The following is a 19,913-nucleotide window of genomic DNA, read 5'->3' on the forward strand; positions in this document are numbered from 1 at the left end:
CTAACGCCGGTCCATGTCGCGCTTGAACTGGTCGAAGATCGATTCCACGCCCTTCTGGTAGTCGTCGCGCTGTTGCGCGCCGGTCTCGAACATCTTGCCGAAGATGTCGTCGAACGGGTTTCGCGGCCGGCCGCTCGGGTTGGTCTGCGGCTGTTGCGGCGCGCTTTGCTGCGGTTGCCGCTGTTGCGGCTGCGGCGCCGGCTGTCCGCCAGGCAGGCCGAAACCGCCGCCGCCCTGGCGCAGCATCTCCTCGAAGATCTTGCCGAGCGGATTGTCGCCATACGGGCTTTGCGTCTGTTGCGGTTGAGTCTGCTGCCGCGCCGCACTGCCGCCGAACATGTCCTGCAGCACTTTGCCAAGCGGGTTTTCGCCGTAGGGATTGGGCGTCTGCCGGGGTTGGCTCTGCGGCTCCTGCTGCGCCGCGCCGCCGCCGAACATGTCCTGCAGCACTTTCCCGAGTGGATTTTCGCCATAAGGATTGGGCGCCGGCTGCGGCGCCTGGCGTGTCTGCGGCGTCGGCGCGAGGCCGCCTTGCCGCATCATCTCCCCGATGATCTCGCCGAGTGGATTGCCGCCGCCACCGAAGCCGCCGGCGGCCTGCATCTGCCCCCCACTCAGTTGATTGTTGGTCTGCTTGAACAGCCCGCCCATCATCATCGAAGCCATTGCCGGCAGCATCTGCTGCAGCACCTGCTGGCTCAGTCCCGTCGCCTGCGCGGCTTGGGCTGCCACGGCGCGCGACAGGTCCTTCGAGCCGAACAGATGGCCGAGAATGCCGTTGCCCTCATCGATGCCTTGCGGCGAAAAGGCTCTGGTGGCGTCCTCGAAATATTTGGCGTGCTGGCCGCTTGCCATCGCCGTCATGAAGGCGCCCATCCCGTAGGGATCGGCGGTGTTGCGCTGTAGTCCTTGCGAAAACGCCGGCAGCAGCGCCTGGACCGCTGCCTGCGTCTGCTGCATCGAAAGCCCGTATTGCTGGGCCATCGCCTGCATGCCGGCGCCGTTCTGGGCCTGGGCGAAAATGTCGAACAGGGACGGCATTGGATTCTCCTCCGACAGTATCCTCGTCGGAGAGCCTAGTTCGTTTCCATCACCGATTGAAGTGGCATTTGCTGCCCAACCGCTCGGCGCATGCCGGACGGGTTAATAGGCATATTCCATGAACACAGGCTCGATCGAACCGCCCCAGCGCGTGTGGTAGGCCGACAGCATCTCCTCGGCGCTGGTGGTGCCGCGCGCCACGACCTCGTCGAGCGTGTTGAGGAAGGACGTCTCGTCATAGCCGTCGCGGTTCTTCCTGGCCCGGTTCTTCAGGCCCGTGCGCGAGATGGCGAGCACGTCGCGAGCGACATCGCGCAAGGTGGCGTTGCGGAACGGCGCGGCGATGCCCAGCTCCGGCACGGCGTTGCGCATCGCCAGCGCTTCCTCGTAGGTCCAACTCGCGGTCAGCGCCTCGGCAGCGTCAAGCGCCTGCTCGTCATAGAGCAGCCCGACCCAGAAGGCGGGCAGGGCGCAGATGCGCCGCCACGGCCCGCCGTCGGCGCCGCGCATTTCGAGGAAACGCTTCAGGCGCACGTCGGGGAACAGGGTCGAGAGGTGGTTCGCCCAGTCGCCCATCGTCGGCAGGCCGTCGGGGACTTCGTTGCGGGCCGCGCCCGCCATGAACTGGCGGAAGGTGTAGCGCGTCATGTCGTGATAGTGGCCGTCGCGAATGACGAAATACATCGGCACGTCGAGCGCCCATTCGACATAGTCGGCAAAGCCGAAATCGGGCGAGAAGCAGAATTCGAGCATGCCTGAGCGCTGGTTGTCGGTATCGCGCCAGATGTCGCCGCGCCAGCTTTGCAGGCCGTTCGGCCGGCTCTCGGTGAAGGGCGAATTGGCAAACAGCGCCGTCGAAAGCGGCTGCAGCTTCAGCGACACCTGCATCTTGCGGCGCATGTCGGTTTCGCTCTCGAAGTCGAGATTCACCTGGATCGTGCAGGTGCGGTACATCATGTCGAGGCCCTTGGTGCCAACCTTCGGCATGTAGCGCGTCATGATCTCGTAGCGCGACTTCGGCATTTTCGGCGTGTCGGCCAGCGACCATTTCGGGCTGCCGCCGAGGCCGAGGAAGCGGATCCCCATAGGCTCGGCGATCTCGCGCACCTGCGCCAGATGCGCATTGCCCTCGCGGCAGGTCTGGTGGATCGACTCCAGCGGCGCCCCGGAAAGTTCGAACTGGCCGCCGGGCTCCAGCGAGATCGCGCCCTGGCCGGTCGGCTCGACCAGGCCGATAATGCGGCCGGCATCCATGATCGGATCCCAGCCGAGTTTCTCCTGCATGCCTTCGAGGATGGCGCGGATGCCGCGCTCACCGCCATAGGGCACCGGCGCGTTGCCGTCGACATAGAAGGGGAATTTTTCGTGCTCGGTGCCGATGCGCCATTTTTCGCGCGGCTTGTTGCCGTCGGCCAGATAGCCGACCAGTTCGTCTATGCCTTCGATGGGCTGGGTATCGGTTGTATCGCGCGCCATGTCGCCCCTCCGTGCGCATGATCCCCGAAAACCGGCATCGATTTCCGCGGGACGTCCTGCGCAAGACTTTAAATTTTACAGCGGCCTTTGCTCCACGAAAAGGAGGCGCGGTGCTGCAGTGGCCGGACGGCCGCCGGCGCTAGATGGACGAAATGTTAGCAGCCGATCAAGCAAAAAATCCTGAGCCAGACCTCAACAGGATTTGATCACCAGTCGCCGATCGTCGCCTGGATCGCAGCAAGTGCTGCCACGGCCGCCGTGTCGGCCCGCAGGATGCGTGGCCCAAGCGGGATCGCGGTGACGAAAGGCAAGGCCCTCAGCATCTTGCGCTCGTCCTCGGAAAATCCGCCTTCCGGACCGACCAAAAGCGCAAGCTTCTTCTCACTTACCGCTTGCAAGGCCGGCAGCGGATTGTTGGTCGAGGCATCCTCGTCGCAGAAGATCAGCCGCCGCTCCTTGTCCCAATTGGCAAGCAGCCGTTCCAGTTTCTCCGCCTCGCGCACCTCGGGCACCGCCAGGATGCCGCATTGCTCGGCCGCCTCGACGACGTTGGCGCGCAGCCGCTCGATGCCGGGTTTTGCCACCTGCGTGTGCTGGGTGATGACCGGCTGCAGCACACCGGCCCCCATCTCGACCGCTTTTTGCACCAGGTAATCGAGCCGGCCTTGCTTCAGCGGCGCGAAGCAATAGACGAGGTTCGGCAACGGCGGCTGCGGCCGCTGCAAGTCGAGCACCTTCAGCCGGACCGCCTTCTTGGACTTTGCGGCGATCGCAGCCGACCACTCGCCGTCGCGGCCGTTGAAAAGCAGAACCTCGGCGCCTTCGCCGAGCCGCAGCACATGGGCGAGATAATGGCTCTGTTGCTGTCCGGCGTCGAATTCGAGGCCGGGTTCAAGATCATCTGGCACGAACAGCCGCTGCATTTTATAGTTGGCGCGCATCGCTGAGGAATGAGTGAGGCGACGGGCTGCGTCAAGTATCGGCGCTGGGATGCCAGACCGGCGTGAAACCATGCTTCAATACGGAAACGCTGGTCGCCGGTGTCAGCATCCGCAGCTTCTGTACTGCCAGGCGCTCAAAGGTGAGGGGAGCGGCGTAGCCCGCGAACGACCATTCGAGTGCCTTGCCGGCGCGGATCGCATAGGCGGTATCGCCACTGGCAATCATGGAGCCGTCTGGCAAGCTATCGAGGTCTTCCACGTGCACACTAGGCGGCCTCCCGCCCGAAGCCAGTCGCTCCTTGTGCAGCCGCTTGTCGACCATCGGCGCGCGCGGCACGTCAATACCGAACGCCTCGCCGAAGCGGCCGACGAAATCGGTCGCCCGTTCGCGCCGGCAGAAGAAGCAGGGCCGGTGGCCGGCGGCTAAGGCGCTCACCTCGTCGAGGAAGAACAATTCCGTCCAGCCCGCCTTGCCGCCCGGCCGGTTGCGGCCCATCGGCTCGCGCCGCACATCGCGGAACTGGCACACGCAGATGATCCAGGCCGGCAAGGCCCAGCGCTTCTTCAGCAGCGTCCTGGTCTCTGGATCGTGGATGATGCCGCGATTGCCGGTGAACAAGCCACGTTCCGGCACCGCATGGATAGCGCCGAAGGGATCGACCCGGTTCTGCAGTGGCATAGCTTTCTCTCCGCTGCGTATCTTGGCTGGAATGCGGGCCGCATGATATCGCTCGCCCCAGCATTTTCATGTCAGCAGGGTTTCGATGCGGGTTTTGGTCGTCCAGAATTTCGATAATGAGGGCCTTGGCCAGATCGGCGCGGCGCTGGTGGAGGCCGGCGCCGATATCGATCTGCGCAAGCCTTACCACGGCGAAACGCTGCCGCAGGACAGCAGCGAGCATGACGCCATGGTCATGCTGGGCGGCGCCCAGAACGCGCTCGACGACGAAATCTGCCCCTACTTCCCCGCCTTGCTGGACCTGACCCGCGATTTCGCCGACAAGGATCGCGCGGTGCTCGGCATATGCCTCGGCAGCCAGCTTGTGGCGCGCGCCTTCGGCGGCACCAACCAGATCGGTGGCGCCACCGAGTTCGGCTGGCATAAGGTGTCGCTGACGCCCGCCGCCAAATCGGACCCGGTCCTGGCGGCGCTGCCCGAGAAGTTCCCGATCTTCGAATGGCATGACGACACGTTTGGCCTGCCGGAAAACGCCGTGCGGCTGGCCGGAAGCGCGGTCGCCGAAAACCAGGCCTTCCGCCTCGGCCGCGCCGTCTACGGCTTCCAGTTCCACTTCGAGGCGGATACGCCGATGGTGCGCGATTGGAGCACGTCCTTCGCGGCAATGATCGCCGAGCGCCATCCCGACTGGAACGACCGGCTCGACGACGAACTGGCCCGCAATGGCGCAGACGCCGACGCCGCCGGGCTGGCGATCGCCCGCGCCTGGGTGGCGACGATCTAAAGGCTTGCCGATACTCAGGTGATGCCGGCCTGGCCTCAACACACCTAAGCGGCGCCGGCCCTGGCACGCAGCGTGGCATAATTGGCACGCCTGCGGGCTTCTGCTTGGGGACAACATTCTTCTTCCTTGGTTTGTGTCCGGCTGCTCGCCTAAGAGGGCGCGCTTTGTATCGCCGGTGCAACCGCCATGAACCTTTTGTGTGATCCAGCCGACACACCGGCGATACAGAATCTGCTTAGAAGCGCGAAATCGTCGAAACATTGAGACGCATTTTATCGTTTCAACGCATTGGTAACCGCCTCGTGCCCAGATGCAGAAAGCTTAACCAGAGATGACGTCCGTGAAAGCAGCTCTCCTGTCTTTTGTCATGCTGTCTGCCATCGTGCTCTGCGGCCTGGGTATCTATGCCGCCGACGCAGCGACCAACCACCGGGCCGTCGACGGCTACGGCGTCACCGCCTCGCTGAACTAAGCCTCCATCAAAATCGGCAGCACGTCCGAGCCGGGATCGCGCCGAAGGTGTGTTGAGATTCAGGTCAGGCCGAGTCGAGAATGACGGCTCTCGAGAACCGGCCTACGCCGGCCGTAGCCTTCATAGAGCGAATACACTTGTGAGAGCTTCGGCCGGCGAAGGCCGGAGCGGAGCGTACTGAAGTACGTGAGCACCGGAAGCGCAGAAAGCTGTCATTCGCAGGCCGGCCTCACCTGAATATCAATGCGCCTTAGAGCGCTTTGCCTTGCACGTCGATGATCTGCTTGTCGCTGCCGTTGACGGCGAACGCGCTCAGCGTCCCCGATTTCCAGGCGAGCGTGTCGACATTGACGCGGTTGGCCTTCACCTCGGCTTCGGGCACGGGCGTGTGTCCGTGCACGATCACTTTGGGATAAAGTCCAGGGTGGTCGTGAAACGCGTCGCGGATCCAGATCAGGTCCTGCCGGCTTTGGCTGTCGAGCGGCACACCGGGGCGGATCCCTGCGTGGCAGAAGAAGAAATCGCCGAAACTAACCGAGAACGGCAGCGACCGCAGGAAGTCGACATGGCTGGGCGGCACCGCCTTCACCAGGGCCATGTGCCCCCGCGCGATGGCCTCCGCCTTGCCGAACCAATGCATGTCCCGCGTGAAATCCACGCCATATGACTGCGCCGTCTGGACGCCGCCATAATTCATGAACAGGCCGTCGGGCTCGGCATCGGCGAGGAATTCGAGCATGCCGATATCGTGGTTGCCGGCGAGCATGATGTTGCGCGGATCGCGCTTTTGCGACTCGATCAGGAAATCGATGACACTCTTTGAATCCGGCCCGCGATCGACATAGTCGCCGAGATGGATGATGCGCCAGTTGGACCCGGGCGCGTGTTCCAGTTCGCTCTCGATGCGCCGGTGCATGGCGGCAAGCAGGTCGTGGCGCCCATGCACGTCGCCAATGGCGTAGAGCCGCATGCCGTCAGGCCCGCGCGCGTCGAGGTAATGGATGCCGGTTTCGGTCAAGGTGGCGTTTTCCGGGACGAGGCTGTGACCGAACCTAACGCCGATCTGTGAACATCGCCCTAGCGGCGGAGTCGGTCCTTGCCCCCTGTTGGCGATAGTGGCGCTTGCTGTACCCTACCGCCGGAGCTGCTCCTTGCCCATGTCGGTGACGAGGCGCTTGCCGCAGAGCGCCAGGGTGACGTCCATTTCCTTGCGGATGATTTCGAGCGCCTTGGTGACGCCGTCCTTGCCCATCGCGCCGAGGCCGTAGAGGAATGGTCGGCCGATATAGGTGCCCTTGGCGCCAAGGCAGAGCGCCTTGAGTACGTCCTGGCCGGAGCGGATGCCGCCGTCCATATGGACTTCGATCTTGTCGCCGACCGCATCGGCGATTTCTTCCAGCACCGAGATCGAGGAGGCGGCGCCGTCGAGCTGACGCCCGCCGTGGTTGGAGACCACGATCGCGTCCGCCCCGGTCTTGGCCGCCATCAGCGCGTCTTCCTTGTCGAGGATGCCTTTCAGGATGAGCTTGCCACCCCAGCGCTCCTTGATCCAGGCGACGTCCTTCCATGACAACTGCGGATCGAACTGCTCCGTCGTCCAGGACGACAGCGAAGAGACGTCGCCGACGCCCTTGGCGTGGCCGACGATGTTGCGGAAGGTGCGGCGCGGGGTAGCGGCAATCCCCAGGCACCAGCGCGGCTTCAGCGCCAGGTCGACGATGTTGGCCAGCGTCATCTTGGGCGGCGCCGAAAGCCCGTTGCGGATATCCTTGTGGCGCTGTCCCAGGATCTGCAGGTCGAGCGTCAGTACCAGCGCCGAGCATTTTGCCGCCTTGGCGCGGTCGATCAGGTTGAGCACGAAATCCTTGTCGCGCAGCACGTAGAGCTGGAACCAGAACGGCTTCTTGGTCGCCGAGGCGACATCCTCGATCGAGCAGATGCTCATGGTCGACAGCGTGAACGGCACGCCGAACGCTTCCGCCGCCTGCGCCGCCAGCATCTCGCCGTCGGCATGCTGCATGCCGGTCAGCCCGGTGGGCGCGAGCGCCACCGGCATCGCCACCTTCTCGCCGATCATGGTCGTTTCCAGCGAGCGGTTGCTCATGTCGACCAGCACGCGCTGGCGGAATTTTATCTTGGCGAAGTCCTCTTCATTGGCCCGGTAGGTGCTCTCCGTCCAGGCGCCGGAATCGGCATAGTCGAAGAACATCTTCGGCACCCTGCGGCGTGCCAGGTCCTTGAGGTCGGCGATGGTGAGGATTTCGCTCATGATGGGTTCCCCGCTGATGGCTAGGAGCGTTTGCGTGTGGGTTCGATGTCGTCCGAGCGTTGCCTGAGGCGCAGCCTGGACACGCGCTGCCAGTCGCCGCTGCGCTCGGCTTCCGCCATCGAGCGCTCGACATAGGTGATGTGGTCCATCGCGGCCTTGCGCGCCGCGATCGGGTCTGCCGCCTTGATTGCTGTATGTATCGCCCGGTGCTGTTCGAGCAGCGCCTCGCGCGCGCCGGGCACGCTGAACACCAGCAGCCTGTTCTGGAACACGCCTTCGGAGAGCAGCCGGTAGCAGGAGCGCAGCGTGTGCAGGAGGATGATGTTGTGCGCGCACTCGCAGACCGCATGATGGAACTCGACGTCGATTTCCGCCTCGTCGTCGAAATCGCCGTTCCGGTGCGCTTCGTCCATGCGCGCCATGATGCGGTCGAGCAGCGCGAGGTCTTCCGGCGTCGCCCGCCGCGCCGCATATTCGGCCGCCACCGCCTCGATCTCGCGCCGGTACTCCAGATAGTCGGTCACCGCCTTGCGGTGCGTCGAGATGAGGTCGGTGACAGGCTTGGTGAAGAGCTGGCCGATGACGTCGGCGACATGGGTGCCGCCGCCGGCCTTGGTCGTCAGCAGTCCTCGGCCTTCGAGCGCCTTCAGCGCATCGCGCAGGATCGGCCGCGACACGTCGAACTGGCGCGCCAGTTCGCGCTCCCCCGGCAGCCGGTCGCCGGTGCGCAGCACGCCTTCGAGGATCAGGCTCTCGATCTGCTGCACAACCTCGTCGGCGGTGCGCGAATGCTCGATCCTGGAGAAAATGTCGCTCAAAGGGACGCCTGGGGAACGGGACGGATGTGGTCCAGATTAAAGCGTCTGTCGCCAACTGGTCAAATTATTTATCCAATTCGTCGAACCCGGTCGCATTACCCGTCATGCGTCACCATCCCCGAGCGCTAATATTTGCTGTTTACGTGCGTTGGCGATTGCCGCAAGAGGGCTCGATTGCACGAAAGGTCGAAACCAAGGGGGCCAGCCGTGTCGGACGAGACGTCCAACATCGAGTTCCAGCCGCGCGCCCAAGGCAGTGTCATGGGCTTCCCGGCGCATGAGGGGCGGCCTGGCGCGTTGGGCGAGGTCCATGCCCGTCCGCACCCGCTGATCGAAAAACCGCGCGTGCTCATCCAGCTTTCCTTCATGACCGAAGGCGGCGCTGCCGTCGATCATGCCGTGCTGTCCGAACTGTCGCGCCGCCTCGGCATCGCGGCGCCCGACCGCCAAGCCCGTCACCATGCCATGAAATGGGGCAAGGGCACGCTGCGCTGGGAGCGGCATACGGAATTTTCGACCTATCTCTGGGAAGGGCCGCTCGCCGAAAACGGCCGGGGGCAGGAGGATTCGCCGTTCGGCAATGGCTTCTCGCCACCCGGCACGGTGATTTCCGGCATCCGCCTGGAGATCCGCAAATGGACGCAGGCGAGCGAAAAGCTGATCGCCGGCTTCGATCCGACCAGCCTGTGCTATTCGCTGGTCGAGCGAGGCGCCGCCGCCATCCTCACCGATTTCCGCCAGGACGGCGACGGTCTGACCCGCATGTTGGTGCTCGATCGCGGTCTGACGCCGGCCAGCACCGGCGCCCTGTCGCAGCGGCTGATCGACATCGAAACCTATCGTACGCTCGCGATGCTCGGGCTGCCGCTGGCGTTGACGCTGTCTGGCCGCGCTCGCCGCATCGAGGACCGCCTGGCGCAGACCACGCTGGAAATGAAGGCGGTCGAAACCCGCGACAGCCAGACGCTGCTCGCCGACCTCACCGAACTCGCCGCGGAACTCGAGGCCGACGCCGCATCCAGCCTCTATCGCTTCGGTGCCAGCCGCGCCTATGACGGCATCGTCACCGAAAGGCTCGAAGCGCTGGATGAAGAGCCGGTGCAGGGTTTTGACACCTGGGCGGGCTTCCTCTTGCGGCGCATGGCGCCGGCCATGCGCACCTGCCGCTCGGTCGAGGAGCGCCAGGCCAACCTGTCGAGAAAACTCACGCGCGCCACCACGCTACTGCGCACCTGGGTCGATGTCGAGGTCGAGAAGCAGAACCGTGACCTGCTGGCGTCGATGAACAATCGCGCCCGGCTGCAACTGCGCCTACAGCAGACCGTCGAAGGCCTGTCGGTGGCCGCCGTGTCCTATTATGTCGTCGGCCTCATCGGCTATGTCGCCAAGGGCGCCTCGATCTTCGGTCACGCCTTTGCGCCCGAGGTCGTCACCGCGGCGTCCGTGCCGGTCGCCATACTGCTGGTCTGGTGGGGCGTGCGCCGGGTGCGGAAAATGCATTCCGAGCCGGCGAAGCATCCGGGCGAATAACCTTCCTCCTCGATGGGTTGCGAGGCCAGCGGCAGATTGCCGCTGCGGAAGCCTGGCATTATGCTCGCCGTCCGCGTGGGACCAAAGCAGCGTTTGCAACAAAACCGTCAGGCTGGTAAAAGATTTTGACCAGTCAAGCGAGATGAGGCCCGCCCGATGTCCGGCCTAGCCATGCCCAAGCCAGATGCCGGGACGCTGCGCCGGCGCGCCGAGATCGTCGCCGACATGCGCATCATCGTGCCGGGCGAGGGCGTCGTGGACGCGGCCAATGAAATGCGCGCCTTCGAAAGCGACGGCCTGACCGCCTACAGGCAACTGCCGCTGGTCGTGGTGCTGCCGGAAACGGTGGCGCAGGTCTCCCGCGTCCTGAAATACTGCAACGAGCGCAACATCCGCGTCGTGCCGCGCGGTTCCGGCACCTCGCTGTCAGGCGGCGCGCTGCCGCTCGAGGATGCGGTGCTGCTGGTCATGAGCCGCTTCAACCGCATCCTTCAGATCGACTATCCCAATCGCGTCGTCGTCGCCCAGCCGGGCGTCACCAATCTCGGCATCACCACCGCCGTCGAGCAGGAGGGCTTTTACTACGCCCCCGATCCATCCTCCCAGATCGCCTGCTCGATCGGCGGTAATGTCGCGGAGAATTCCGGCGGCGTGCACTGCCTGAAATACGGGCTCACCGCCAACAATGTGCTCGGCATCGAGATGGTGCTGATGAATGGCGAGGTGGTTCGGCTCGGCGGCAGCCACCTCGACCAGGAAGGCTACGATTTGCTCGGCGTCATGACCGGCTCGGAAGGGTTGCTCGGCGTCGTCACCGAGGTGACGGTGCGCATCCTCAAGAAGCCGGAGACCGCGCGCGCGCTCTTGATCGGCTTCCCGACCAGCGAACAGGGCGGCCAATGCGTCGCCGACATCATCGGCGCCGGCATCATCCCCGGCGGCATGGAGATGATGGACCGCCCCGCGATCCACGCAGCGGAGGATTTCGTCCATGCCGGCTACCCGCTCGATGTCGAGGCGCTCTTGATCGTCGAGCTCGATGGTCCAGGCGTCGAGGTCGACCACCTGATCGGCCTCGTCGAGGCGATTGCTTACAAGAACGGCTCGACCACCTGCCGCATCTCGCAGTCGGAACAGGAGCGGCTGAGCTTCTGGGCCGGGCGCAAGGCGGCTTTCCCGGCGGTCGGCCGCATCTCGCCGGATTACTACTGCATGGACGGCACCATCCCGCGCAAGGAACTGCCGCGCGTGCTGGCCGGCATGCGCGATCTCTCCGAGAAATACGGTCTCGGCGTCGCCAATGTCTTCCACGCCGGCGACGGCAATCTGCACCCGCTGATCCTCTACGACGCCAATGTGCCGGGCGAACTGGACAAGGCCGAGAGTTTCGGCGCCGATATCTTGCGGCTTTGCGTCGAGGTCGGCGGCGTGCTGACCGGCGAGCACGGCGTCGGCGTCGAGAAGCGCGACCTGATGCCCGAGATGTTCAACCAGATCGACCTCGACCAACAGATGCGCGTCAAATGCGCCTTCGATCCCAACCATCTGCTCAACCCGGGAAAAGTGTTTCCGCAACTGCGCCGCTGCGCCGAACTGGGGAGGATGCACGTGCACCGCGGCCAGGTGGCGTTTCCGGATATTCCGAGGTTTTGATGGGGGTTCAAACTCGCATGTCGGCGTTCTGTCACGCCCCCCTCTGTCCTGCCGGACATCTCCCCCTCTTGGGGGGAGATCAGCTGTCATTGCGGCCTTCGCTAATCTCCGACATTGCAAGTGAGGCGCGGTGGCAGAAGCTGCCAATCTCCCCCCTAGAGGGGGAGATGTCCGGCAGGACAGAGGGGGGCGCGAAGGAACGCGGCCTATGACCACCTTCACCCCATCCACCTCGGCCGAAGTCCTCTCCAACGTCCAATGGGCTGCGGCGGAAGAAACACCCCTCGAACTCCTCGGCCACGGCTCCAAGCGCGGCATCGGCCGTCCGCTCCAGACCGAGCATACGCTCGACCTGTCGAAGCTCACCGGCGTTACCCTCTACGAGCCGGCCGAACTGGTGCTGTCGGCGCGCGCCGGGACGCCGCTCGCCGAAATCGAAAAGCTGCTCGCCGAAAACGGCCAGCAATTCGCCTTCGAGCCGATGGACTATGGCCCGCTGCTCAGCGGCGAGGCGGGCAGAGGCACGATCGGCGGCGTGCTGGCCTCGAACCTGTCCGGCCCGCGCCGGCTCAAGGCGGGTGCTGCGCGCGACCACATCCTTGGCGTTGCCGCCGTCTCCGGACGCGGCGAGGCGTTTAAGTCAGGCGGCCGCGTGGTCAAGAACGTCACCGGCTATGACCTCTCCAAGCTGATTGCCAACAGTTGGGGCACGCTTGCCGTTCTGACCGATGTCACCTTCAAGGTCCTGCCGGCCGCCGAAACGGAAGTGACCTTGGCCATTCGCGGCCTGCTCGACGATGCCGCCGTCGCCGCGATGAGCCTGGCGCTCGGCTCCAGCGCTGAAGTGTCGAGCGCCGCGCATCTGCCGCAGCGGATCGCCGCGCGCGTCGCCGGTGGCAGGCACGGCAGCGATGCCGCCACGCTGCTGCGCGTCGAAGGTTTCGGCCCGTCGGTCGTCTATCGCATCGAGGCATTGAAGCAGCTGCTCGGCAAGGCCGGCGCGCTCCAAGAGATCGCAGGCGAGGCGTCGAAGACGATCTGGCGCGAGATCCGCGATTGCGCTCCCTTCGCCGATGGCGGCGCACGGCCGGTCTGGCGCGTGTCGATGGCGCCGTCGCGGGCGCACCACATGGTGATGGCGCTGCGCATGCAGGCGGCGGTCGACGCCTTCTACGACTGGCAGGGCGGCCTGGTATGGCTCTCGATGCGCGAGGACGATCCCGAGGCTGATTTGCTGCGCGGGCTGATCCGCAAGCATGGCGGCGGCCATGCGACGCTGGTGCGCGCCTCGCCCTCGCATCGCGCGGCGCTGCCAGTCTTCGAGCCGCAGCCGCCGCATCTGGCGGCGCTGTCGGCGCGGCTCAAGGCCGAGTTCGACCCGAAGCGGATTCTCAACCCTGGCCGCATGGCGCCGGATGCCGGCTCTGCTACTCTTGCCCGATCAACGGAGGGAGCAGCATCATGAGCAATACCGATCAAGGACCTGGCAGCCCACCGCGCCAAACCGACCGCTGGCTCGAGCCGGGCCAGACCAACGCGCTGGTCATCTATGTTCTTTACCTCGCCAGCCTGGTCATCGGCGTCACCGGCATTGTGGGCATCGTGCTGGCCTACATCAACCGCGGCAAGGCAGGCGGCTTCGTCGAAAGCCACTATACATTCCTGATCAGGACGTTCTGGATAGGCCTTCTCTACGCGTTGATCTCGGTGGTCCTGATGATGCTGGCGATCGGCTTCCTGCTGATGTTCGCCGTCGCCGTCTGGTTCATCGCCCGTTGCATCCTGGGCCTGCAGACATTGCAACGCGGCGAGCCGGTCAGGAACCCGCAAAGCTGGTTTCTGGGACAGTAAGGATTTTTGCGTGCAGACCAATTTCTCCCTTGCCCAGCTTGCCGACCCGCATGTCGCGGAATCGGAAAAGATCCTGCGCAAATGCGTGCATTGCGGCTTCTGCACCGCCACCTGTCCGACCTATGTGACGCTTGGTAACGAGCTGGATTCGCCGCGCGGCCGCATCTACCTCATCAAGGACATGCTGGAGAATGGCCGGCCGGCCGACAAGGAGATCGTCACCCATATCGACCGCTGCCTGTCCTGCCTTGCCTGCATGACGACCTGCCCCTCGGGCGTGAACTATATGCATCTGGTCGACCATGCCCGCGCCCATATCCAGGAGACCTACAAGCGGCCGCTGCTCGACCGGCTGACGCGCGCCATGTTGGCCTTCGTGCTGCCTTATCCGAACCGCTTCCGCACCGCGCTGAAATTGGCCGGGCTTGGCCGGCCGTTCATCGGCCTGTTCGAGAAATTGGCGGTGCTGAAGCCGGTCGCCGCCATGCTGAAGCTCGCGCCATCCTCGATCCCGTTGGCATCGCCAATGGCGAAACCCGGCACGCATGTCGGGCAGGGCGCGAAGCGTGGTCGCGTCGCCATCCTCACCGGCTGCGCGCAGTCGGTGCTCGATCCAGCCATCAACGACACGACCATCTCGCTGCTGACCAGGCTCGGCGTCGAGGTCGTGGTGCCGGAAGGCGAAGGCTGCTGCGGTGCGCTTGTCCACCATATGGGCCGCGAGGCGGCCGCCCTTGCTTCGGCCAGGCAGAATGTCGACGCCTGGACACGCGCCATCGAGCAGGGCGGGCTCGATGCCATCATCATCACCGCATCAGGCTGCGGCACCACGATCAAGGATTACGGCTTCATGCTGCGTCTCGATCCGGCCTATGCCGAAAAAGCCGCGCGCGTATCTGCCCTGGCCAGGGACGTCACCGAATATCTCGCCGCCCTCAACCTGCCCGAGCCGGTGCGCAAGCCGGGCACGATTGTCGCTTATCATTCCGCCTGCTCCATGCAGCATGGCCAGAAGATCACGCGCCAGCCGAAGGAGTTGCTGGCCAAGGCGGGCTTCGTCGTGCGCGAGCCGCGCGAAGGGCATCTGTGCTGCGGCTCGGCCGGCACCTACAACATCCTGCAGCCGGAGATCTCGGCCAAGCTGCGCGACCGCAAGGTGAAGAACATCGAGGCGACAGGCGCCGAAATCGTCGCCACCGGCAATATCGGCTGCATCACGCAGATCGCGTCCGCCGCCAGGCTGCCGGTCGTGCACACGATCAAGCTGCTCGACTGGGCCTATGGCGGTCCGAGGCCGGAAGGCGTTTCCGACAGCGGTTTGATCGCTGCCGAATGACTATTCCGCCGCGATCTGATCCGGCACGCCGTAGGTCGCGCGGTAGAGCGCGCGCTGGCGGTTGAGCGCCACCATGGTGTTGCGCAAGAGGATCGCCACCGTGAGCGGGCCGACGCCGCCGGGCACCGGCGTAATCCAGGAGGCCACTTCCTTGACGCTGTCGGTATCGACATCGCCGACGATGCGGGTTTCGCCGTCAGGCCCGATCTCGGAATTGATACCGATGTCGATGACGGCGGCGCCGGGCTTCACCATGTCGGCCTTGATCAGCCGCGGCTTGCCGACGGCGACGAACAGCGCGTCGGCGCGGCGCGCATGGGCGGCCAGCGAGCGCGTCATATGGTGGCAAACCGTCACCGTCGCGCCCTCGCTCATCAGCAGGAAGGCGATCGGCTTGCCGACGATCTCGGAATGGCCGACGACGACCACTTCGAGCCCCTTGAGCTCGAGGCCGGTCTCTTTCAGCAGTTCGACCGAGGCCGCCGCCGTGCAGGGCGCCAGGTCGAGCTGGTTGTAGACGATGTTGCCGATCGAGGCCGGGTGCATGCCTTCGACGTCCTTCAGCGGATGCACCGCCGCCTGCAGCGTCTTGATCGGGATATGCGCCGGCACCGGACGCTGGATGATGATGCCGGTGACGCGCGGGTCGGCGTTGAGGCCGTGGATCGCCGCTTCCAGCTCGCCGGCGGTGATGTCGGCGGCGAAGCGACGCTCCTCGAAACCTATGCCGGCAAGAGCCGCCTTGGCGCGCTGGTTGCGCACATAGACGTCGACCGCCGCTGTATCGCCGACGGTGATTGAAACCAGCTTCGGCGGAAAGCCTTCGGCCGTGGCGATCGCCGCGTCTTCGCGCACCGAAGCGATGATGCGCTGGGCGACCGGGCCGCCTTTCAGGTAGCGGCTGTCGTCGGTCCGGGTCATGGCTGGCACCTCTGCCTTCTGGAGCAATTCTGGGGACAGGCGCGGGAGCGGCTTTCTGTCTGGAATTGCGAAACAACTGAGATTTTGTGCAGTGCAATAGCAGAGGATCGCCGGGAAATCAGCCCCGAAAGCGAAACCGTCTGCTTCCCGGGCGACTTGCCGCGCCATGCATCAAAGGAAAAATCAAATTGAAAAGGGCAGCGCGGTTGCCCGCGCTGCCCTTTCGTGACCGACCGTATCCCCACACGGCCCGTCCCCCGTAAACTCTGTCACCGGTTTAAGCACATCCCGTGGGATCGCACTATGACTTGGCTGCAACAGCAGGAGACTAAAAGTGTTGCGCCGTCTAACCGGCTGATTCGCTGTGACTATATCACCTCGACCGTAGTTCCGACATTCACGCGTTCGTAAAGGTCGACGACGTCCTCGTTGCGCATGCGGATGCAGCCGGATGACACCGCGCCGCCGATCGTCCAGGGCTGGTTGGTGCCGTGGATGCGGTATTCGGTGGTGCCGATATAGAGCGCGCGCGCCCCGAGCGGGTTCTCCATGCCGCCCGCAAGATAGGTCGGCAGGTAACGGCCCTTGGCCGCCTCGCGCTTGATCATCTCCGCCGGTGGGCGCCAGTCCGGCCAGACCTTCTTGTCGGTGATCTTGTGGGTGCCCGACCATTCGAAGCCGGGCTTGCCGGTGCCGACGCCGTATCGCCTTGCCTTGCCGTTCTTCTCGACCAGGAAGAGGAAGTTCTGGTGCGTGTCGATGACGATGGTGCCTGGCTTCGCCGGCCCGTCATAGGCGACTTCCTGCGGCAGGTAGACCGGATTGATCTGCGGCCGCATCACCATGCGCTTGGCCGGCTGCTGCACGGTGGCCGTGCGCTGCCCGTCGGGTTGCGCCTGGAACAGGCGGCGCAGCGGCTGCTGCGTTGCCTGGCGGGCCGGGCGCACGATGCCCGGTGCCTGGCCAAGCTGCAGCACCCAGGGCGCCGAAAGGTCGGGGCTCACCATCACCGGCGGCCGGTCGGCATAACGGTCATTGGCAAGGGAGGTCGTGGCGCCGGCGGCAAGGATCGCCGCAGCACCTAGCAGGGAGCAAAACGCTGTCTTCATCGGAACGCACCTTGATCGTCGAACTCACCCGGGGCGGAGAGGACGCCCTCGGTTTCGCGATCCTTGGCGCGGAGCGGCAAGCAAAACATGAATCGGAATGCGTAAAATGCCGCTTTGTCAGTAAACCTTTTGGTGTGGTTACCGGCCGGTTCAGGAATCTGGTAAAGCCACGGTAAAAGCGGCGCTGAAGCGCATTAACGAATGGATTTGCGAGCGATGGCGACTGAAAATGCCGGTATTCTCGACGGCCCCGACGGCAAGGCGCGCTGCTTCTGGCACGGCAACCTGCCGGACTATCGCCACTATCACGACCATGAATGGGGCCGGCCGGTAACGGATGATCGCCGGCTGTTCGAAAAGATCTGCCTGGAAGGCTTCCAGTCGGGTCTGTCGTGGCTGACCATCCTGCGCAAGCGCGAGAATTTCCGCGAGGCCTTTGCCGGTTTCGATTTCGACAAGGTGGCGGCGTTCACCGACGCGGATGTCGAGCGCCTGCTCGGCAATGCCGGCATCATCCGCCATCGCGGCAAGATCGTCTCGACCATCAACAACGCCAAGCGCGCCCGCGAGATGGTGGACGAGTTCGGCTCCCTGGCCGCCTGGTTCTGGAAGTTCGAGCCGGGTCCGCAGGAGCGGCCCGAAATCGTCGACCTGGCGCATCTGCGCGCCAATCCGACCACGGCGGTGTCGGTCAGGATATCGAAGGAATTGAAGAAGCGCGGCTGGAGCTTTGTCGGCCCGACCACGGTCTACGCCTTCATGCAGGCCATGGGCCTGGTCAACGACCATCTCGAAGGCTGCTACTGCAGGGCGGAGGTGGAGAAGGAGCGAAAGAAGCTCAAAAGGCCGAAGTAGGCGCCTTCTTCCTTCTCCCACAAGGGGAGAAGGCAAGGGTGCACGATCAAACGCTACTGGCGCCGGCCAGGAACAGTCCGGCGAGGATCGCCGCCACCGCGGCGAAGGCCGGGTAGATGACCAGAAGCCCCGTCACCAGCGCGTCGCGCGCACTCGGCTTGGCCGCCGCAACCTCAAACGGCCCGGCCGGCTGCTGCGCCGGCTTGACGGCGGCGTTGCCGGCGGGCCGCAGCCTGGCCGATCTGCCGCTCTCGATGATGTCGTTAGCCGTCGTCATGGCCCCGAACCCCTTGTTTCGGTGCGCTTTATGGTCGCCGATTGTGTCGGCAGCATGCCGCGCCGATGGCGGAATTGTTTCGTTTTTGGCGCGGTTTTGTTTCAGGCGCGCCTCTCCTTCTCCCGCGAAGGGAGAAGCAGAGCCTGCTAACCCTTGCTGCTCCAAGCCGCATCGTTTAGGAAACGCGCGCCCATTACCAGAGAAGATCATCCCATGGCCGACAAATCGGAAAAGACGAAAGCGCGGCTGCCGCGCGGTTTTGCCGACCGCAGCGCCGAAGACATTCGCGCCGTCGAGAAGATGATGGCGACGATCCGCTCGGTCTATGAGCTTTACGGCTTCGAGCCGGCCGACCAGCCGATGATCGAATACACCGATGCTCTGGGCAAGTTCCTGCCTGACCAGGACCGGCCGAACGAGGGCGTCTTTTCCTTTCAGGACGATGACGACCAGTGGCTGTCGCTGCGCTACGACCTGACCGCGCCTACGGCGCGTTTCGTCGCCGAGAATTACGACAAGCTGCCGAAGCCCTATCGCAGCTACCGCTCCGGCTGGGTGTTCCGTAACGAGAAGCCCGGTCCCGGTCGCTTTCGCCAGTTCATGCAGTTCGACGCCGACACGATCGGCACGCCGAACGGCGTGGCGGGCGTCGCCGCCGACGCCGAGATGGCGACGATGATGGCCGACGTCATGGAAGCGCTCGGCATCAAGCGCGGCGACTACATCATCCGCGTCAACAACCGCAAGGTGCTGGACGGCGTGTTGGAGGCGATCGGCCTCGGCGGCGACGAGAATGCCGGGCGCCGGCTGACGGTGCTGCGCGCCATCGACAAGCTCGACAAGATCGGCCCCGAAGGCATCGCGCAGCTGCTTGGCGCCGGCCGCAAGGACGAAAGCGGCGATTTCACCAAAGGCGCCGGTCTCGAACGCAAGGCGATCGAGACGGTTCTCTATTTCATGAATTACGAACCGGGTTCGGCGGCCGGCGAATGGCGCAAGCTGGAGGTGGCAACCGACATCTCGCCGAACGCAGCCCAGATCCGCTGGTTGAAGACATTGGACTATTTCGCTGACACCGGCCGCGAAGGCGTCGAGGAATTGGCGGCGATTGCGGCTATGGTGGATGCCGCCGGTTACGCGGGCCGCGTGCTCATCGACACCTCCGTCGTGCGCGGCCTCGAGTACTACACCGGCCCGGTCTTCGAGGCCGAACTGCTCGCCGAGATCCCCAATGACGAAGGCCAGATCGTGCGTTTCGGCTCGGTCGGCGGCGGTGGGCGCTATGACGGGCTGGTGTCGCGCTTCCGCGGCGAGCCGGTGCCGGCGACCGGCTTCTCCATAGGTGTCTCCCGGCTGATGACGGCGCTGAAGAATCTCGGCAAGCTCGACGCCTCGGATGTCATCGCGCCGGTCGTGGTACTGGTGATGGACAAGGATACGGAAAGCCTCGGCCGCTACCAGAAGATGGTCGCCGACCTGCGCGCCGCCGGCATCCGCTCCGAAATGTATCTCGGCGGCGCCGGCATGAAGGCGCAGCTGAAATATGCCGACCGCCGCGGCAGCCCGGTCGCCATCATCCAGGGCGGCGACGAGCGCGCCAGGGGCGAGCTGCAGATCAAGGACCTGATCGAAGGCGCGCGTATGTCGGCCGAGATCACCGACAATGCCGAATGGCGCGCTACAAGGCCTGCCCAGGTGACGGTGGCGGAGAGCGAGCTGGTTGGCGAGGTGAAGAAGATCCTGGCGGCGCAGGCAGCCGATCGCACGAAGGGTGGCGCTTGAGCCCCCCTCTCCGGCCTGCCGGCCATCTCCCCCTCAAGGGGGGAGATTGGACGTCGCCCACGCTTTCGCCAATCTCCAGCGCCGAAAGAAAGGCGCCGCGCTTCGAGCTGCTGATCTCC

Annotated in this window: 19 protein-coding genes; 9 read left to right on the top strand and 10 right to left on the bottom strand. The window is 64.7% G+C overall.

Going from position 1 to position 19,913, the window contains the following annotated elements:
* The 4 genes from WDX12_RS17915 to WDX12_RS17930 form a co-directional block, all read right to left on the bottom strand.
* Nucleotides 1-1,041 (bottom strand): DUF937 domain-containing protein, encoded by a 1,041-nt coding sequence (locus WDX12_RS17915; protein WP_434721440.1) that lies wholly within the window; start codon nt 1,039-1,041, stop codon nt 1-3.
* A gap of 102 nt (nt 1,042-1,143) precedes the next feature.
* The gene (locus tag WDX12_RS17920) at nt 1,144-2,517 is read right to left on the bottom strand and encodes a glutamate--cysteine ligase (RefSeq protein ID WP_434721441.1); all 1,374 of its coding nucleotides are present in this window, start codon (nt 2,515-2,517) and stop codon (nt 1,144-1,146) included.
* 206 nt (nt 2,518-2,723) lie between these two features.
* Entirely contained in the window at nt 2,724-3,458 is a 735-nt protein-coding gene (locus WDX12_RS17925; RefSeq protein WP_434721442.1) for a 16S rRNA (uracil(1498)-N(3))-methyltransferase, read from the bottom strand.
* A 31-nt stretch (nt 3,459-3,489) separates the two neighbouring features.
* Nucleotides 3,490-4,137, bottom strand: coding sequence for a hypothetical protein (locus tag WDX12_RS17930; protein ID WP_434721443.1), 648 nt, complete (start codon nt 4,135-4,137; stop codon nt 3,490-3,492).
* Between the two features lie 85 nt (nt 4,138-4,222).
* On the opposite strand from WDX12_RS17930, the gene WDX12_RS17935 reads away from it, so the two are divergent.
* Nucleotides 4,223-4,921, top strand: a complete 699-nt coding sequence (locus WDX12_RS17935) for a type 1 glutamine amidotransferase (protein ID WP_320298496.1) — start codon at nt 4,223-4,225, stop codon at nt 4,919-4,921.
* A gap of 340 nt (nt 4,922-5,261) precedes the next feature.
* Nucleotides 5,262-5,393, top strand: coding sequence for a hypothetical protein (locus WDX12_RS17940; RefSeq protein WP_263481599.1), 132 nt, complete (start codon nt 5,262-5,264; stop codon nt 5,391-5,393).
* A gap of 250 nt (nt 5,394-5,643) precedes the next feature.
* On the opposite strand, the gene WDX12_RS17945 is transcribed toward WDX12_RS17940, so the two are convergent.
* The 3 genes from WDX12_RS17945 to WDX12_RS17955 form a co-directional block, all read right to left on the bottom strand.
* Nucleotides 5,644-6,411, bottom strand: coding sequence for a metallophosphoesterase (locus WDX12_RS17945; RefSeq protein WP_434721444.1), 768 nt, complete (start codon nt 6,409-6,411; stop codon nt 5,644-5,646).
* Between the two features lie 114 nt (nt 6,412-6,525).
* Nucleotides 6,526-7,665 carry an alpha-hydroxy acid oxidase gene (locus tag WDX12_RS17950; protein ID WP_320298570.1) on the bottom strand — a complete coding sequence of 380 codons (1,140 nt, stop codon included), beginning with the start codon at nt 7,663-7,665 and terminating at the stop codon, nt 6,526-6,528.
* A gap of 17 nt (nt 7,666-7,682) precedes the next feature.
* Nucleotides 7,683-8,480 carry an FCD domain-containing protein gene (locus WDX12_RS17955; protein ID WP_320298498.1) on the bottom strand — a complete coding sequence of 266 codons (798 nt, stop codon included), beginning with the start codon at nt 8,478-8,480 and terminating at the stop codon, nt 7,683-7,685.
* Nucleotides 8,481-8,687: 207 nt separating this feature from the next.
* On the opposite strand from WDX12_RS17955, the gene WDX12_RS17960 reads away from it, so the two are divergent.
* The 5 genes from WDX12_RS17960 to glcF all read left to right on the top strand — a co-directional run bounded on the left by WDX12_RS17960 (nt 8,688) and on the right by glcF (nt 14,850).
* Nucleotides 8,688-10,010 (top strand): DUF3422 family protein, encoded by a 1,323-nt coding sequence (locus WDX12_RS17960; RefSeq protein WP_320298499.1) that lies wholly within the window; start codon nt 8,688-8,690, stop codon nt 10,008-10,010.
* A 156-nt stretch (nt 10,011-10,166) separates the two neighbouring features.
* On the top strand, nt 10,167-11,663 hold the full coding sequence (locus WDX12_RS17965) for an FAD-linked oxidase C-terminal domain-containing protein (protein WP_434721445.1): 1,497 nt from the start codon (nt 10,167-10,169) through the stop codon (nt 11,661-11,663).
* 208 nt (nt 11,664-11,871) lie between these two features.
* Nucleotides 11,872-13,128, top strand: a complete 1,257-nt coding sequence (gene glcE / locus WDX12_RS17970) for a glycolate oxidase subunit GlcE (protein WP_434721446.1) — start codon at nt 11,872-11,874, stop codon at nt 13,126-13,128.
* Nucleotides 13,125-13,514 carry a DUF4870 family protein gene (locus WDX12_RS17975; RefSeq protein WP_434721447.1) on the top strand — a complete coding sequence of 130 codons (390 nt, stop codon included), beginning with the start codon at nt 13,125-13,127 and terminating at the stop codon, nt 13,512-13,514. The genes glcE and WDX12_RS17975 overlap by 4 nt, the downstream gene beginning before the upstream one ends.
* 10 nt (nt 13,515-13,524) lie before the next feature.
* Complete coding sequence (gene glcF / locus WDX12_RS17980; protein WP_434721448.1) at nt 13,525-14,850, top strand: glycolate oxidase subunit GlcF; 1,326 nt, start codon at nt 13,525-13,527, stop codon at nt 14,848-14,850.
* Here glcF and WDX12_RS17985 read toward each other — a convergent pair whose 3' ends face one another.
* Together WDX12_RS17985 and WDX12_RS17990 are read right to left on the bottom strand one after the other, a co-directional pair.
* The gene (locus tag WDX12_RS17985) at nt 14,851-15,771 is read right to left on the bottom strand and encodes a bifunctional 5,10-methylenetetrahydrofolate dehydrogenase/5,10-methenyltetrahydrofolate cyclohydrolase (RefSeq protein WP_320298504.1); all 921 of its coding nucleotides are present in this window, start codon (nt 15,769-15,771) and stop codon (nt 14,851-14,853) included.
* Between the two features lie 368 nt (nt 15,772-16,139).
* On the bottom strand, nt 16,140-16,880 hold the full coding sequence (locus tag WDX12_RS17990) for a L,D-transpeptidase (protein ID WP_434721449.1): 741 nt from the start codon (nt 16,878-16,880) through the stop codon (nt 16,140-16,142).
* Nucleotides 16,881-17,096: 216 nt separating this feature from the next.
* On the opposite strand from WDX12_RS17990, the gene WDX12_RS17995 reads away from it, so the two are divergent.
* Nucleotides 17,097-17,735 (top strand): DNA-3-methyladenine glycosylase I, encoded by a 639-nt coding sequence (locus tag WDX12_RS17995; protein ID WP_434721450.1) that lies wholly within the window; start codon nt 17,097-17,099, stop codon nt 17,733-17,735.
* 46 nt (nt 17,736-17,781) lie between these two features.
* Here the strand turns inward: WDX12_RS17995 and WDX12_RS18000 are convergent, their stop codons facing one another.
* Nucleotides 17,782-18,012: a hypothetical protein gene (locus WDX12_RS18000; RefSeq protein ID WP_320298507.1), complete on the bottom strand. Its 231-nt coding sequence runs from the start codon at nt 18,010-18,012 to the stop codon at nt 17,782-17,784.
* Between the two features lie 213 nt (nt 18,013-18,225).
* Between WDX12_RS18000 and hisS the strand changes: the two genes are divergently transcribed.
* Nucleotides 18,226-19,794 (top strand): histidine--tRNA ligase, encoded by a 1,569-nt coding sequence (gene hisS, locus WDX12_RS18005; protein WP_434721451.1) that lies wholly within the window; start codon nt 18,226-18,228, stop codon nt 19,792-19,794.
* Nucleotides 19,795-19,913 lie beyond the last annotated feature (119 nt).

This window comes from Mesorhizobium sp. RIZ17 (genome assembly GCF_051127865.1).
Lineage (GTDB): Bacteria > Pseudomonadota > Alphaproteobacteria > Rhizobiales > Rhizobiaceae > Mesorhizobium > Mesorhizobium humile.

Bases quoted from the DNA above. Each gene is read 5' to 3' on its own strand.
- WDX12_RS17965 (WP_434721445.1), top strand. From the start codon at position 10,167: ATGTCCGGCCTAGCCATGCCCAAGCCAGATGCCGGGACGCTGCGCCGG.
- WDX12_RS17985 (WP_320298504.1), bottom strand. From the start codon at position 15,771: ATGACCCGGACCGACGACAGCCGCTACCTGAAAGGCGGCCCGGTCGCC.
- WDX12_RS17935 (WP_320298496.1), top strand. From the start codon at position 4,223: ATGCGGGTTTTGGTCGTCCAGAATTTCGATAATGAGGGCCTTGGCCAG.
- WDX12_RS18000 (WP_320298507.1), bottom strand. From the start codon at position 18,012: ATGACGACGGCTAACGACATCATCGAGAGCGGCAGATCGGCCAGGCTG.
- WDX12_RS17975 (WP_434721447.1), top strand. From the start codon at position 13,125: ATGAGCAATACCGATCAAGGACCTGGCAGCCCACCGCGCCAAACCGAC.
- WDX12_RS17995 (WP_434721450.1), top strand. From the start codon at position 17,097: ATGGCGACTGAAAATGCCGGTATTCTCGACGGCCCCGACGGCAAGGCG.
- WDX12_RS17930 (WP_434721443.1), bottom strand. From the start codon at position 4,137: ATGCCACTGCAGAACCGGGTCGATCCCTTCGGCGCTATCCATGCGGTG.
- glcE (WP_434721446.1), top strand. From the start codon at position 11,872: ATGACCACCTTCACCCCATCCACCTCGGCCGAAGTCCTCTCCAACGTC.
- WDX12_RS17925 (WP_434721442.1), bottom strand. From the start codon at position 3,458: ATGCGCGCCAACTATAAAATGCAGCGGCTGTTCGTGCCAGATGATCTT.
- WDX12_RS17915 (WP_434721440.1), bottom strand. From the start codon at position 1,041: ATGCCGTCCCTGTTCGACATTTTCGCCCAGGCCCAGAACGGCGCCGGC.
- WDX12_RS17990 (WP_434721449.1), bottom strand. From the start codon at position 16,880: ATGAAGACAGCGTTTTGCTCCCTGCTAGGTGCTGCGGCGATCCTTGCC.
- hisS (WP_434721451.1), top strand. From the start codon at position 18,226: ATGGCCGACAAATCGGAAAAGACGAAAGCGCGGCTGCCGCGCGGTTTT.
- WDX12_RS17920 (WP_434721441.1), bottom strand. From the start codon at position 2,517: ATGGCGCGCGATACAACCGATACCCAGCCCATCGAAGGCATAGACGAA.